The sequence below is a fragment of the Nostoc commune NIES-4072 genome, assembly GCF_003113895.1.
Taxonomy (GTDB): Bacteria; Cyanobacteriota; Cyanobacteriia; order Cyanobacteriales; family Nostocaceae; genus Nostoc; species Nostoc commune.
In genome coordinates this window covers 3,174,187-3,188,045 of sequence record NZ_BDUD01000001.1, presented here as the reverse complement: position 1 = coordinate 3,188,045, position 13,859 = coordinate 3,174,187, and the positions used below count along the sequence as shown (strand labels likewise).

10 protein-coding genes and 2 pseudogenes are annotated in these 13,859 nt (G+C 39.6%); 9 read left to right on the top strand and 3 right to left on the bottom strand.

The genetic code is table 11. The annotated features are described in order from the left end of the window. Positions 1-73: 73 nt before the first annotated feature. From CDC33_RS40435 to CDC33_RS14145, 3 genes are all read left to right on the top strand, one after another. Positions 74-2,500: an NACHT domain-containing protein gene (locus CDC33_RS40435; protein WP_109008991.1), complete on the top strand. Its 2,427-nt coding sequence runs from the start codon at positions 74-76 to the stop codon at positions 2,498-2,500. A gap of 249 nt (positions 2,501-2,749) precedes the next feature. Beyond that, positions 2,750-3,136, top strand: coding sequence for a hypothetical protein (locus tag CDC33_RS14150; RefSeq protein WP_369694298.1), 387 nt, complete (start codon positions 2,750-2,752; stop codon positions 3,134-3,136). 2 nt (positions 3,137-3,138) lie between these two features. Next, complete coding sequence (locus CDC33_RS14145; protein ID WP_109008989.1) at positions 3,139-3,588, top strand: HNH endonuclease; 450 nt, start codon at positions 3,139-3,141, stop codon at positions 3,586-3,588. 184 nt (positions 3,589-3,772) lie between these two features. Here CDC33_RS14145 and CDC33_RS14140 read toward each other — a convergent pair whose 3' ends face one another. After that, complete coding sequence (locus tag CDC33_RS14140; protein ID WP_109008988.1) at positions 3,773-3,958, bottom strand: hypothetical protein; 186 nt, start codon at positions 3,956-3,958, stop codon at positions 3,773-3,775. A 1-nt stretch (position 3,959) separates the two neighbouring features. After that, entirely contained in the window at positions 3,960-6,041 is a 2,082-nt protein-coding gene (locus CDC33_RS14135; RefSeq protein ID WP_109008987.1) for a cation:proton antiporter domain-containing protein, read from the bottom strand. Positions 6,042-6,596: 555 nt separating this feature from the next. Between CDC33_RS14135 and bchM the strand changes: the two genes are divergently transcribed. From bchM to CDC33_RS40430, 3 genes and pseudogenes are all read left to right on the top strand, one after another. Continuing rightward, the gene (gene bchM, locus CDC33_RS14130; RefSeq protein ID WP_109008986.1) at positions 6,597-7,283 is read left to right on the top strand and encodes a magnesium protoporphyrin IX methyltransferase; all 687 of its coding nucleotides are present in this window, start codon (positions 6,597-6,599) and stop codon (positions 7,281-7,283) included. A gap of 398 nt (positions 7,284-7,681) precedes the next feature. Further along, positions 7,682-8,167, top strand: coding sequence for a hypothetical protein (locus CDC33_RS14125; protein WP_109008985.1), 486 nt, complete (start codon positions 7,682-7,684; stop codon positions 8,165-8,167). Positions 8,168-8,253: 86 nt separating this feature from the next. Next, positions 8,254-8,352 (top strand): annotated as a pseudogene (locus tag CDC33_RS40430) (DUF423 domain-containing protein); the annotation flags it as partial. A gap of 59 nt (positions 8,353-8,411) precedes the next feature. On the opposite strand, the pseudogene CDC33_RS14115 reads toward CDC33_RS40430, so the two are convergent. Continuing rightward, a pseudogene (locus CDC33_RS14115) lies at positions 8,412-8,765 on the bottom strand (nucleotidyltransferase domain-containing protein); the annotation flags it as partial. Between the two features lie 247 nt (positions 8,766-9,012). Here CDC33_RS14115 and CDC33_RS14110 point away from each other — a divergent pair. From CDC33_RS14110 to CDC33_RS14100, 3 genes are all read left to right on the top strand, one after another. Further along, a complete protein-coding gene (locus CDC33_RS14110) occupies positions 9,013-11,415 on the top strand; it encodes a GH116 family glycosyl hydrolase (RefSeq protein ID WP_109008984.1) in 2,403 nt (800 codons plus the stop codon). A 1,598-nt stretch (positions 11,416-13,013) separates the two neighbouring features. Beyond that, positions 13,014-13,241, top strand: a complete 228-nt coding sequence (locus CDC33_RS14105; protein ID WP_109008983.1) for a hypothetical protein — start codon at positions 13,014-13,016, stop codon at positions 13,239-13,241. Positions 13,242-13,370: 129 nt separating this feature from the next. Then, the gene (locus tag CDC33_RS14100; RefSeq protein ID WP_109008982.1) at positions 13,371-13,706 is read left to right on the top strand and encodes a HetP family heterocyst commitment protein; all 336 of its coding nucleotides are present in this window, start codon (positions 13,371-13,373) and stop codon (positions 13,704-13,706) included. Positions 13,707-13,859: the final 153 nt, after the last annotated feature.

Sequence of the window (13,859 nt, the reverse complement as noted above, 5' to 3'; positions counted from 1 at the left end):
CATCCTAACATTGCCTTACATATCTGTAATCTTTAGATGTAAACTGGCTTTTAGGTAATTGTGAGATTAAGCAATGCAACCGTTACCGCGTAACTTTTTAACTGATATGGCTCGTGAGCATAAGCTTTCTCCAGAGCAGGAAGAAGCTTTTGTAGAACTATATAGTAGGAAAAATGAATGCAAACTAGAGGTTTCAGAAGCTCTCCATATTTCGGAAAATGCTTTTCGCACTCGTATGACTGCTGTTTATAACAAGTTCAAGATTGATGGCAAAGGCCCAGGTAAATTTTATAGACTGCACAATTCTCTGATTCAGAAGTACCAGAAATCTAATACTTCACCAATTCCATCAGCTCCCGAAATAAATATAGATGCACTAGTCCAAGAAGTACGCGAAAAAATAAAACCTCAGATTCAAAAACGCTGCGGCACAATACGGGTGCTAGATATGAGTCAACCCATTGGATTGAATGACATTTACACCAGCGTCAATATATTAGAGAAAATCATTGGACAGCAATGGTTAGGAATTGATGAATTATTACAACACTGTAGCAGCAAGGATTTTGACCTCCTTGGACTTAACAGAATTTTTGAAAAACGAGTGCTAGGGCTGCAAGCGGTTAAAAAATGTTCCAAGCTGATGATTTTGGGTAAACCAGGAGCAGGTAAAACCACATTTTTGAAGTATTTGGCGATTAAGTGTATAGAAGGTGAGTTTCAGGCTGGAAGTGTACCTATTTTTGTCACTCTCAAAAACTTTGCGGAAGCTGCAAACCAACCAGGATTATTGCAATACATCAATGAAGAGAATGGAGAGGAGATAAATCCTATCTCTTCTATCCAAGATGTACTAACAAATGGCAAGGTATTATTTTTACTTGATGGGTTGAATGAAGTTAAAGAAGAGGATAGTAACCGTGTATTACGAGAAATTCGTGAGTTTTGCGATCGTTTCTCAAAAAATCAGTTTGTCATGACCTGCCGGATTGCAGCACAGGAGTATACCTTTGAGAAGTTCACAGAGGTAGAAGTTGCTGATTTTGACGATGAACAAATTTTAGAGTTTACCAATAAATGGTTGAAGGATAAAACTGTAAAATCAGAAACTTTTATCGAACGTCTCAAAGAAAATAAACGTATCAAAGAACTTGCCGCTAGTCCACTAATGCTGACCTTACTTTGTTTAGCATTTGAACAGTCAGGGGATTTTCCTGCAAATCGTTCTGACTTATATAAAGAAGGAATAGATACGTTATTGAAAAAATGGGATGCCAAGGGGGGAATTGAACGCGATGGAATTTACAAAAAGCTATCAGTCCAACGCAAAGAAGATTTACTCAGCAAAATGGCGTTGACTACCTTTGAGAAAGGTCAATATTTCTTCAGGCAAAAAGCAGCAGAGCAATACATTACAGAATACATCTATAATTTACGTGATGCTAATACTGACAAAGCAGTATTGCAATTTGATAGTGAGCAAGTTTTACGTTCAATTGAGCATCATCATGGGCTAGTTGTCACAAGAGCGAAAAGGATTTACTCATTTTCTCATCTGACATTTCATGAATATTTCACAGCTAGAGAATTTGTGGTTGTGAGACAGTCATCAGAGGAAGCGCTGCAAGATCTTGTTAGCCATATTACTGAGAAACGCTGGCGAGAGGTCTTTTTGCTGGCGGTTGGGATGTCTCCAAGTGCAGATCGGTTATTGCTGTTGATGAAAGAGAAAATTGATTTTATAGTGGCTGATGATCAGAGGTTACAGGAGTTTCTTCTGTGGGTAAAAGAAAAATCTCTTTCCGTTAATTTTTCTCACAAACCAGCAGCACTTAGGGCTTTCTACCTCTCCCTGTCCCTCTCCCGAAATTTTTCCCTGTCCCTCTCCCGATATTTTTCCCTGTCCTTCTCCCGATACCTCTGCCTTGATCGAACCCTCTCCCGAACCCTCTACCGATACCTCTCTCTTTCCCTATCCCGATCTGTCTCTCTGTCCCGATCCCTCGACCTCTCCCTCGACGACCTGTCCCTTGACCTGTCCCTCGACTTGTCCCTCTCCCTGTCCCTCTCCCTGTCCCTCTCCCTCTGCCGATCCCCTGACCTATCTCGATCCCTTGACCTATCCCGATCCCTTGATCTATCCCGATCCCTAGACCTATCCCTCTCACTTCCCCTCGACCCAGAACTCAAGAATTTGCTGCAAAAACTTCGAGAGCAACTACCCAGCAAACAAGACTCGGAAGAATCTCAGAAATGGTGGTTAGCTAATGGGAAGGTTTGGTGTGACGAATTAAGAGAAGTAATAATTAAATATCGTAATATCGGTCATGATTGGCACTTCAGTAACGAGCAAAAGGAATTGCTTCAGCAGTATTATGATGCCAATAAATTATTGGGAGATTGCCTAAATAGTGATTGTGATGTTAGCCGTGAAGTGCGACAGCAAATAGAAGATACTTTGCTATTACCGATCGCAGATATTAAACAGCGCCAACAGTAATCTTAAATACCCCTATAGCAGATCGTTTATCTTTCAGCCCCACAGGTAAATCATTTTGGGGGTGATTTGCGATCGCATGGTTTTATTTAAGTGAGGCATTAGAAAATCTCAATCGTGAATTAGACGCGCTAGGTGCTTGTCGCAATGCCCGTGAACTATTTCAGGCGATGGGACTTGATGCTAAAGTGCAGGATTGCAACAATGCAATTGAGCGTCTTTCTCAACCAAAAACGCCTGTAGTCTCCCGTCGTGGGTTTTGGGTGTGGTTGCGTCGGTTCTGGCGTTGGGTTCGCTCTTGGTTCCGGCGGTCAAAAAGAGATACGCTATAGTCACTCACAAGATTTCATAGAATTAACTATGACACCTCCATTGCTACCAAACCTTCAAAGTCTACCCGCTACCTTTCCTTTAGAAGGTGCAATCAGTATCGAGTTGCAAGAGGGAATACCTGTATTTAAAGCTTCTAACATTGTCCGAAATCGTATTGCAGCTTTACTAGCCAAACAACAAATTTCTCCACTCCACCCACAAGAAGAACAAGAGCTAGATAGCTATGAAGAAATTGACGATTACCTAAGTTTTCTCAATCGTCTAGCTAGAAATATTTTACAAAATCCCAATAATCAGACTGTGTAAAAGTGGCTAGTCGTAAAATTCCCGATGCAATTCAGCAACAAGTACGTCAGCGAGCCTCTGAATTGTGTGAATATTGCCACGCTTCAGAAAAGTGGCAGTATGTATTATTCACAGTAGATCATGTTATTCCCTTAAGTCAAAACGGCAAAGATACTATAGATAATTTGGCTTTAGCTTGTTTCCATTGTAACCGCAGAAAATCAGCCAAAACCAAAGCCATAGATCCTGAATCTGGTTTAGAGTTTCCTTTATTTAATCCAAGAGAAAGTCTCTGGAGTGAACATTTTATTTGGTCTGCTGATAAACTTAAAATTAATGGGCTAACACAAACTGGCAAAGCAACAATAGCTGCACTAAATTTAAATCGAGAAAGAATTGTAAATATTCGTGCTGCTGACAAAGTAGTTAACCGTCATCCTCCACCAGAAGATCGCATTGAGGATATAAGTTAATCATCAACATGATTGGAAATATAGCGGTTCTCGCTTGGGTGCAGTACAGTTTTGACCTCTCTCCAAACCTCTCTCCTAAAAGGAGAGAGGCTTTGAATCTTACTCCCCTTCCCTCGTAGGGAAGGGGCTGGGGGTTAGGTCTGTATTGCACTCAACAGAGAAGCGCTATAGTGCGATCGCAAGTTCAACAACCCATCATATACTCGACATTTTCGGAATTATGAGGCTTACCGCTCATTTGAGCCGTTATTATCTCAAGAGCAATTTTGAGAATAGCTATAAAACTATGCGATCGCTCTTGTCGATTCCCATCACTGACCCAAAAGCGATCGCAAGTGTTTTCTATTTTAACTGGTATTGACTTCCCCACATTACGAATGAGGTTCTCCCAACAATACAATTGAACACTTCAATTCCCGAATTAACTGCGTTGTCACTTCGCTAACAGCTAATCCACCTGCTGTGCGATAACGAACAGAACGTAACACCGCTAAATCAAATGACTGAGCTTCCCGAATTATGGTTCTAGCAATATCATCACCTCTGATTGTTTGGATATTCGTATTCACCTGTAATTGACTTTTAGAAGTAATATCAGATAATTGAGATACAAAGTTTTCTACTCGATTAGGCGGTGTTTTGCGCTCGGATACGTGTAACAGCACTACTTCTGCCTGATTAACATCAGCTAAAATCTGGGCAAACCTTAAAGCACCGATAGTTTGCCGCGTTAAGTCTCCAACTGGTACAAGAATTCTTTGAATTGTCTTAGGACTACTTAACAGGCGTGTTACTGCTACTGGACAGTGAGAAGACCAGAAAACGCTATCAATTACACTACCAAATAAACGGGCACGCAAACCTGTTGTCTGCGACCAACCCATGACTACTAAACTAGCGTTTTGTTCTCGACTGGTGCGGCTAATTCCCAAAGCTGCATCATCATCAATCCGAATTGCTGGTAATACTTCCACCTCAAATTCTTGACTGATTTCTTTAGCTAAATTCAATCTTTCTCGGCTTTGAGCGAGTGCTGTTACTAATTGCGGATCATCCATCTGAATATGTGCTCTAGTAATAGCTAACGGCACAATCTTTCCAGATTCATGACTAGCCAGTAGTGCTGCCATTTCTATTAGATAACGCTGGGTTTGGGGGTTGTATATTGGCACTAATACAGTAAATGGATATTGGTTTTTCTCTACTTCCTGATCTTCATTACCTTGCCACCAAGTTGTTAAACTATCTGTTTCAAAATCTGACTGAGCAAGCTGTAATGAAGAAGCAAATCGTGATGTGATCACTGGCCCCAAAATTGCAGTCACCAGCATCAGGACAATCACACTATTTAAAACACCTTCACTGATTAAGCGTTCACCAGCAGGATTTACTGTTTGATATGCAACTAAGGCTGCTGCTAGTGTGGCTGCTACCTGTGGTAGTGACAATGACCACATCGTTAGCAATTCCGCCGTGTTGTAGCGATACAATAATTTGGCTAAGAATGCTGCTATAAATTTGCTGCCAATCAAAGCTACTACAATTACTAGAGTCAGCCAAATTGAACTGAGGGTTTTGATAAATGCAGGAATATTAATCAATAATCCCATGTCCACAAAGAAACAAGGGATAAATAAAACACTACCAATAAACTCGATTTTTTCTCTAACTGGGCTACGTCCTAGAACATCGTTGACAGCTAAACCTGCTAAAAAAGCACCAACAATTTTTTCAACTCCAATTACCTGCGCTCCAACAGATGCCAAAAATAATGCTAATAATATAAACAAAAACTGGTTACTTTGTTCATCCCCAGAGCGACGAAAAAACTCTTTTCCTGCCCAGTCAAAGCCAAACAGGACAACAGCAGTATAAATTGCTAATCCACCTAATAAAATTGCTAAACTCATGGCGGAGAATTCTCCTCCATGAATTCCAACACAAATCGCTAATACTAGCAAAGCACCTGTGTCAGTAAAAATTGTGGCACCAATCGTGACGGTTACAGCTTCATTTCCTACCACTCCCAAACGACTCACAATTGGATATGCTAAGAGGGTATGAGAGGCTAGTAAAGAACCAATTAGGACAGAGGAATTCCAACCAAAATTGAATAATCGCCCTGTAGCAATGCCAGCAATCATTGGAACTAAAAATGTTAAGGTGCCAAACCCCATTGAGCGATTTCTAGTCTTACGAAACTGCTCTAAGTCAATTTCTAAACCTGCCACGAACATCAAATAAAGTTTACCGATATCCGAGAGCAGATTGATAGTTTCAGAATCAGGGTTTAATAACTTTAATCCATTTTGCCCTAGTAATATACCTGCCACCAACAACCCCACTAACCCAGGTAGCCTTAATCGCTCAAATATAGGAGGTACAGTAAAGATTACTGTTAGGAGAATTGTAAATGCAACAATAGGACTTTCTGTTAGCGAGTTCAGTGCCATGTTTAATAATTAAACCTAAATATGAAATTTACTTACATAAGAAATTTTACTTAAAATTTCTGGTTACTTTAGTTCTATAGGAATCCGGTTTGATTTGGAGAAAATATCTGTAGGATGTGTTAGCACAGAGAGTACGGCATCAAACCCTTGATAATAGTGCGTTACGAACTCCGTTCTAACACACTCTACAATACCTAATTCCATTCAAAAATCAAATAGTAATCCTATATTAGTTACAAACAATTAAATCTTTAACAGCATAAATGTTGCGATGCCTACGGCGAGCGAAGCTATCGCAATTACGATACCACCTTAAGAAGGGGTTGTCTACATCTACAGGTTGAAATAAGAATGGGGTTTATAGTAACGAAAAGAATGGATGAATAAATAAATAGTAGAAAATGGCTCATACCACTTATCATTTAAATGATTAAATGTGCAAAGATGTGCTAACTGACTTCTGTGCGCCATATCTATAAAAATCTGGAAGACCGTTCTTATGGGTTCCTATCAATGATAATTTTAAGCATTGGGAACCCCTAAAAATCAAAGTTTATGAACGCAGCCGACGATAAAACGATTGTTCGCGAGTATTTCAATTCCACAGGGTTTGACCGTTGGAAGCGAATCTACGGCGATGGCGAAGTCAACAAAGTCCAACTAGACATTCGCAATGGACACCAGCAAACCGTGGATACAGTTCTCGGCTGGCTGAAGGCTGATAACAATTTACCAGAGCTATCAATCTGCGATGCTGGGTGTGGTGTCGGTAGTCTCAGCATCCCTCTAGCGGTAGATGGTGCTAAAGTCTATGCCGCCGATATTTCTGAAAAAATGGTGGAAGAAGGTAAGGATAGAGCCAAGCAAACTTTGGAAAATGCTGAAAATCCCACTTTTGCTGTGCAAGATTTGGAATCGTTAAGTGGTAGTTACCATACCGTTATTTGCTTAGATGTTCTCATCCACTACCCCCAAGAAAAAGCAGATGAGATGATTTCTCACCTCTGTTCTTTGGCACAGTCGCGGATAATTCTCAGTTTTGCGCCGAAGACTTGCGCCTTAAGTATACTCAAGAAAATTGGCAGTTTCTTTCCTGGGCCAAGTAAAGCAACTCGTGCATATTTGCATCGTGAGGCTGATGTAGTGAAAATTTTGGAAAGTAATGGCTTTTCATTGCAACGAAAAGCGATGACAAAGACTCGTTTCTATTTTTCCCGCCTACTTGAAGCTACACGCAACTAAGTTTAGAATCGCAGCAAGATAAATATTATACCTCTGCTGCGATTTTAAAATCTTAAGCTTAACACTGGTAAGTATTTTAGTTGGCGCTAAGTTCTACTTTTAATTTTGGCGATTGCTCTGATCGGGAGCATGAACAATTAATTATTATAGCGATCGCACACCCTTACTTAAGTAACAAAGGCAGAATTTATACTATATTTTTGACATTTAATCTGATCGCTTTCCTCCGTGACAAATAAACAGTGGGAGAACCGTAAGCGCCTAGATGGTATCGAGAAAGGACTCAATAAGATAGAAGAAGCGCTGACAAACCTATCGTCAGGAATAGATTGATATATTGGAACCTTTGCGAAAGTCAGGTTAAAATCGCTAGCAAAGTGTAAATCTAAAGCGGAACTATGAAAACTGCTGAAAAATTGGCCGCAGCTTGGCTACTGACAATGGGATTCATGTTTGTAACTCTATCAGCAGCAGAGGTATTTAATAAAACGACTACAGAAAAATCAATCACGCTACCTTTAACTTGGGATGGTTCGATTGAGTTCTCAGAAACAAATACCCCTGTAATTGATGATACTACGGTAGAACGTTTAATTTTTGGCATTCCTAGTCTAACACTAGGGGCATGGTTAGCATTGGGATTATACCGTCAAAGCCGACAGGAGAAAAAAGCTCTTAATCAACAAGTTAGCGATCGCCTGCAATCAATTTTTTATAAAATGCTACAAGAAAATCATGGGCGTATAACTGTATTAGGTTTTGCCATGCAGTCACAATTACCCGCAGCCCATGCTAGGCAATATTTAGATGAAAAAGCTAAAGACTTCAATGCAAACTTTAAGGTAAATGAAGAAGGCGCCGTATCATATCATTTTGATGTCTAATTGTCATTTGTCATTTGTCCTTTGTTATTAACTAATGACCAATGACCAATGACTAATAACTAATAATTAACTTACGGCTAGGTCTAATGACGCAGATTTTTTTAAGCGTAGCTGCCATTTTAGGCGGTTTGTCAGTTGCTGCTGGTGCTTTTGCTTCCCATGCCTTGCGGGAAAAAATTAGTGAAAGTTTCCATTGCGTTGCAGCAAAACCAAGATAGTGATAACTATGGTGACGGGTAAAGCAATTTTTAGCAATAAATTTTAATTCTTCGTGTTCGGTTGAAGTGGTTAATATTAAAGGTGAATACAGTTGTTCTAATACGTAACCATTCTTTTTAAGTAGCATCAAAAAGAATTTTTTTACATCGTGAGTTACTAAATCAATTTCTAAAGATTCCTGAACTTATGAAACTTCAATAGTTTCATTCCCAGTCTTTAATCCCACCACTTCCCTAACTGGTAAAATATGCACACCACGCAAGTCATAATCAGAATCAGGTGACGGGAAACCATATAAGTGGGAACCACTAATGATGGCGAATAAAAGCGGGTAAGGCTGTTGCCGAATAATTGTGTCAAGTGAAGTTGGAATATTCATATATATACAGTTTACTCGCTTACCTCCGTGCGCCTGTTTCTTTAGAACATCTTGTTTTTTAAGCCTTCGACAAAACTAAACGTAAACGTCACCCTTGAGATTGACGCTTACACTTAACAAATTTGGGCTTTATCTTCTTAAGTTGACACCAATGCAATGCTGTGGGCTTACATCGTTGTGCCCCTTGAGAAAAATCACACATCGCGCTAGTCTTCATTGACGTAACTGCACAATGTAACATTAAGCGATGACAAATCAACTTTCTGTGAAAATTCCCTCTTGCACTTGGAGCCGTCCTATCGGCTTAGGGTGGGATAAACCTTATACCGTTCGCTACGCAAGTAATATCGATGATGGGCCTTGGCATGGTATGCCTTTGGGCGGCTTTGGTGCAGGTTGCATCGGTCGTTCTTCACGGGGAGATTTTAATCTGTGGCACATCGATGGTGGTGAACATACCTTCAAAAACGTTCCCGCTTGTCAATTCAGCGTGTTTGAGTCTAATAGCACATCTTCCCAAGCCTACGCTTTATCTACGCAAGCGCCTGATGATGGTACTCTCAAAGCTTGGCAATGGTATCCGACAACTTCCACCACAGAGGGGACAGGTAATTATCACGCGCTATATCCACGTAGCTGGTTTATGTATGAAAATGTATTTCAAGCACAGTTGACTTGTGAACAATTTTCCCCAATTTGGGCAGGTAATTATCAAGAAACTAGCTACCCTGTGGCAATATTCCTCTGGAATGCCCACAACCCTACAAATGCACCCATTACTCTCAGTATTATGCTCACTTGGCAAAATATGGTGGGCTGGTTTACAAACGCTCTAAAATCTCCTGAAGTGCGGGTGCGCGATGATGGTAGTCCGGTTTACGAATACCAACCGCGCTGGGGCGAAAGTCAAGGAAACTATAATCAAATAGTTGAAAATACACAACAGTTTGGCTGTGTTTTAGGTCATGTTGGTAGTGAGGCTTTGCAAGAAGGTGACGGAACTTGGTGTATTGCGACGCTGAAGCATCCCCAGGTGGAAGTATTTCACCACACCCAATGGAATCCTGAAGGAACTGGTAATGAGGTGTGGCAAAGCTTTGCTAAAGATGGTTCTTTGCCTAATTATTTAGATACGACAGCAACAGAGAATACACAATTAGGGGCTGCAATCGCACTCCGTTTCACTCTCCAACCAGGCGAAACTCTTGAAATCCCCTTTGTCCTCGCTTGGGATTTGCCGATCACAGAATTTGCCGCCGGAGTCAACTATTATCGCAGATATACAGACTTTTTTGGTAAAAGCGGAAACAACGCTTGGGCGATCGCATCCACTGCACTACAAGAATACCAAAGCTGGCGATCGCAAATTCAAACTTGGCAAAAACCGATTCTCGACCGTGAAGATTTACCCAACTGGTTTAAAATGGCTCTATTTAATGAGCTTTACGACCTCACTAGCGGCGGTACTCTCTGGAGTGCAGCATCAGAACTTGACCCCATCGGTCAGTTTGCGGTGCTAGAGTGCCTAGACTACCGTTGGTATGAAAGTCTCGATGTGCGATTATACGGCTCTTTTGCCCTGCTGATGTTGTTTCCAGAACTAGAAAAGTCGGTAATCAGGGCATTTGCACGGGCGATTCCTCAAGGTGATGATACACCCAGGATAATTGGCTATTACATGACAATTAAGGCAGAAAGCCCGATCGCAGTTCGCAAAGTTGCAGGTGCAACACCCCACGATTTAGGCGCACCCAATGAACATGTTTGGGAGAAAACCAACTACACCAGCTATCAAGACTGCAATTTGTGGAAAGATTTGGGTAGTGATTTTGTCTTGCAAGTATACCGTGATTTCTTGCTCACGGGTGCTGACGATGTAGAATTCTTAGCAGATTGCTGGGATGCGATCGTTCAAACCCTTGACTACCTAAAAACCTTTGACATTGATGGCGATGGGATTCCCGAAAATTCTGGTGCGCCTGACCAAACCTTTGATGATTGGCGGTTACAGGGTGTCAGCGCCTATTGTGGTGGGTTATGGTTAGCGGCGCTAGAGGCTGCGATCGCAATTAGCGATATTCTATTAACTCATAACCTTGGCGATCTTGGCGTCTTGGCGGTTCAAAAATCCACTTATGAAACTTGGTTACAACAATCTCTTCCTATCTACCAAGAAAAACTCTGGAATGGCCAATATTACAAACTTGATAGTAAAAGTGGTTCCGATGTAGTGATGGCAGATCAATTGTGCGGACAATTTTATGCTCGTCTGCTGGACTTACCAGATATTGTACCGAGCGATCGCGCTCTCTCTGCCTTAAAAACTGTTTATGATGCGTGCTTTTTGAAATTCTGCAATGGTGAGTTTGGTGCTGCTAATGGTGTTCGTCCTGACGGTTCACCAGAAAACCCCAAAGCTACTCATCCCCTAGAAGTATGGACAGGGATAAACTTTGGACTGGCGGCTTTTCTTGTGCAAATGGGAATGAAAGATGAAGCATTTAAGTTGACGCAAGCTGTGGTGCAGCAAATTTATGACAATGGTCTGCAATTTCGCACCCCTGAAGCTATCACCGCAGCTGGTACTTTCCGCGCTAGCACCTACTTACGAGCAATGGCAATTTGGGGCATTTACTTAGTTATTAATTAATTTACCATCAAAGCGATTCTTGTTTTGATCCAACAAACGTAAACACACACAGCTATCATGCGTGTCAACTCAACGTGAAAGCCAATCTAAAACAAGCTTTCATTGCAATACGCTTGGGTTAAGCATTTTCTCATTCTCTCTGTGTACTCTGCGCCTCTGCGGTTAGTTAAAAAAATTGACTTTCACAAAGAGTTTTAACCTTAACCCAAGTATATTGGTCTTTATCTGATAAAGCAGAATCTAAATTTGTGACTGTATTTTCCAAGTGTTTCCGGAAGCGAAGGAAAATTTCAGTAATGGTAAGAGTTGAAGCATTGAGAATTCGAGACTACTTTATGCCGACTATATCTTTGTTTTAGACCGAAGTATTCTTGTTGAGCAAGGCACTCATTGCGAACTTATAAAAATTGGTAGTTTTTACTAGTATTTAACCTAACTACTACAGCATCCGTAATCTCAGCTTTATAAAAGTTTTAAAGATTAAGACACATATAGGACTCCGGTTTTCTTTTTGAAATCTACGTAGGGTGTATTAGCGATAATGCAACTCACCAAAATCTTAGAATAATGGTGCAGTGCATTAAGCTCTGTTAAGACACCCTATAAGACTACTCATTGTTCAAAAACAATTTATTTATAATTCCTATAAAATTTACTGTTGAATAAACTTAACAGTCTTATGTGTTAGTTAACTTTATCTCTCCCACTAATTTTCTTAATATTCTACCTACTTAATCTGCCATATATTTTTAGTAAAAGCATCTAGCTATAGGTATTTTGCTTGATTTAAATTGATTAGTAATTTTATTTATATAAGCTGAAGCTGTATTTCTTGTAAATCAAGAAACATCAGCATAAAAATATAATTATCTCATTGAACTTATTAATAAAAATATGTTCAATGCTGTAGCTACGAACGTTTTCTACTATTTAAACTTTCTTGTTTTTAGAAGTTGTTTTACATCATAGTTAATGGTAGTATTTTCTAGCGACTCGACAATAATAAATGGTTTAAATTGAGATTGTATGGGGGGTCACACCCCTCATGAATTAGCAAAGGAGGACAAAATTAAAAGTTGCACAAGACGCAAGTACGTATCTAAATACATTCAGTAAATTTAGCTTAAAATCTACTAAATTAGTAGATGACATTAACCAAAAAAAATAGTATAAAGACGAATGGCATTATTAAAGTTCAAAGATAAATAAATTTTTCCCACTACTCAAAAAAATATGGAAAATTGCCGGAAAATGCTTAATTAAGCAGTAGTAAGAAATACAGGCATTTTAACAGAGAAAGTTTATTGAACTAGGAGTTGAGAAAGTTTCAAAGAACAAAACTGCATCTACTAAGAGCTACGCCGAGACTTTTGTCCTACCAATCAGATGAGAAGACAAAAGATAAATTTTTACCTTTCACTTACTAAGAAACTATAAGCACAGTTTCCTCAATTCATCGGAGGGAATCTGGATAGTTAGGACTGAGCAGCCAACAAACTTGATTAAAAACAATTAAGTTTTTAATCAAACGTTAGTTCATGAAAAAAATCATCAGATCAAATGCAGTCGAAACCTCAAGCTAAGGGGACAGTTCAGGAATGAATCTATATAATTTGTATCCTTACTACGAGCTAGCTCTTGCCAAAACTAGTTTACTAGGGGAGTTATCAGCCAAAATTACTAAAATGCTCAATAGCGCCAAGGTAAAGCTTAAACATGTATTTTTACCATTCAAAGCTACGAGAGTCAATCAGAGTTTAGGAAAATTATGTTCGCCTTTGTTGATTGATAGATTTTTATCCTTCGTCAACATCCAACACTGGTAAATTGCTGATAATTACCTGAAAGCGATTTAACAGCTACAAAAAGTTAGTGCGTTTGTAACCCTCAATTGAAACACTAACAATCGCAGAATTTTAACTAGTTTACTTCATTCAAGATAACTAAACACTATGATGAATCAAGACATTGCTGGTATTAGTAGTAACTTAGATACAACAGTCAAGGCTCAACAATTTGACAAAGTAGTTGAAGCAATTATTGCTGGAAAGTACTCTTGGGCATGTGTTTTAATGCTACGTTTTGCTGGTTATAATCCTCTCCATTACATTCCATACCGTACCTACAATCGCTTGCTCAAAGAAAATTCTCAAACCAATAGAACAAAACAACAGCAAAGTGAAAATATAAAAATGCTGAAAGATTCAAGACCTAATTATCTTGAGGTAGTTGGAAAGCAAAAACCAGAAAGCAGCCAAGATATTTCCTTGAAGCGCTGTGGAGTGAATTAAAAACAATTTGGAATCCACAGATTCTGCCCTAGAGTTGATTGATTGTCTGAGAACCTACTATGCTAATTTAAGATTTTTAGCATGGTAGGTTTTCTATAGTAGTAATTAAATTAATATTTTTTTGCAGAAATGTGCCAAAATGGCAAATATATA

Bases quoted from the DNA above. Each gene is read 5' to 3' on its own strand.
- CDC33_RS40435 (WP_109008991.1), top strand. From the start codon at position 74: ATGCAACCGTTACCGCGTAACTTTTTAACTGATATGGCTCGTGAGCAT.
- CDC33_RS14135 (WP_109008987.1), bottom strand. From the start codon at position 6,041: ATGGCACTGAACTCGCTAACAGAAAGTCCTATTGTTGCATTTACAATT.
- bchM (WP_109008986.1), top strand. From the start codon at position 6,597: ATGAACGCAGCCGACGATAAAACGATTGTTCGCGAGTATTTCAATTCC.
- CDC33_RS14125 (WP_109008985.1), top strand. From the start codon at position 7,682: ATGAAAACTGCTGAAAAATTGGCCGCAGCTTGGCTACTGACAATGGGA.
- CDC33_RS14110 (WP_109008984.1), top strand. From the start codon at position 9,013: ATGACAAATCAACTTTCTGTGAAAATTCCCTCTTGCACTTGGAGCCGT.
- CDC33_RS14105 (WP_109008983.1), top strand. From the start codon at position 13,014: ATGAATCTATATAATTTGTATCCTTACTACGAGCTAGCTCTTGCCAAA.
- CDC33_RS14100 (WP_109008982.1), top strand. From the start codon at position 13,371: ATGAATCAAGACATTGCTGGTATTAGTAGTAACTTAGATACAACAGTC.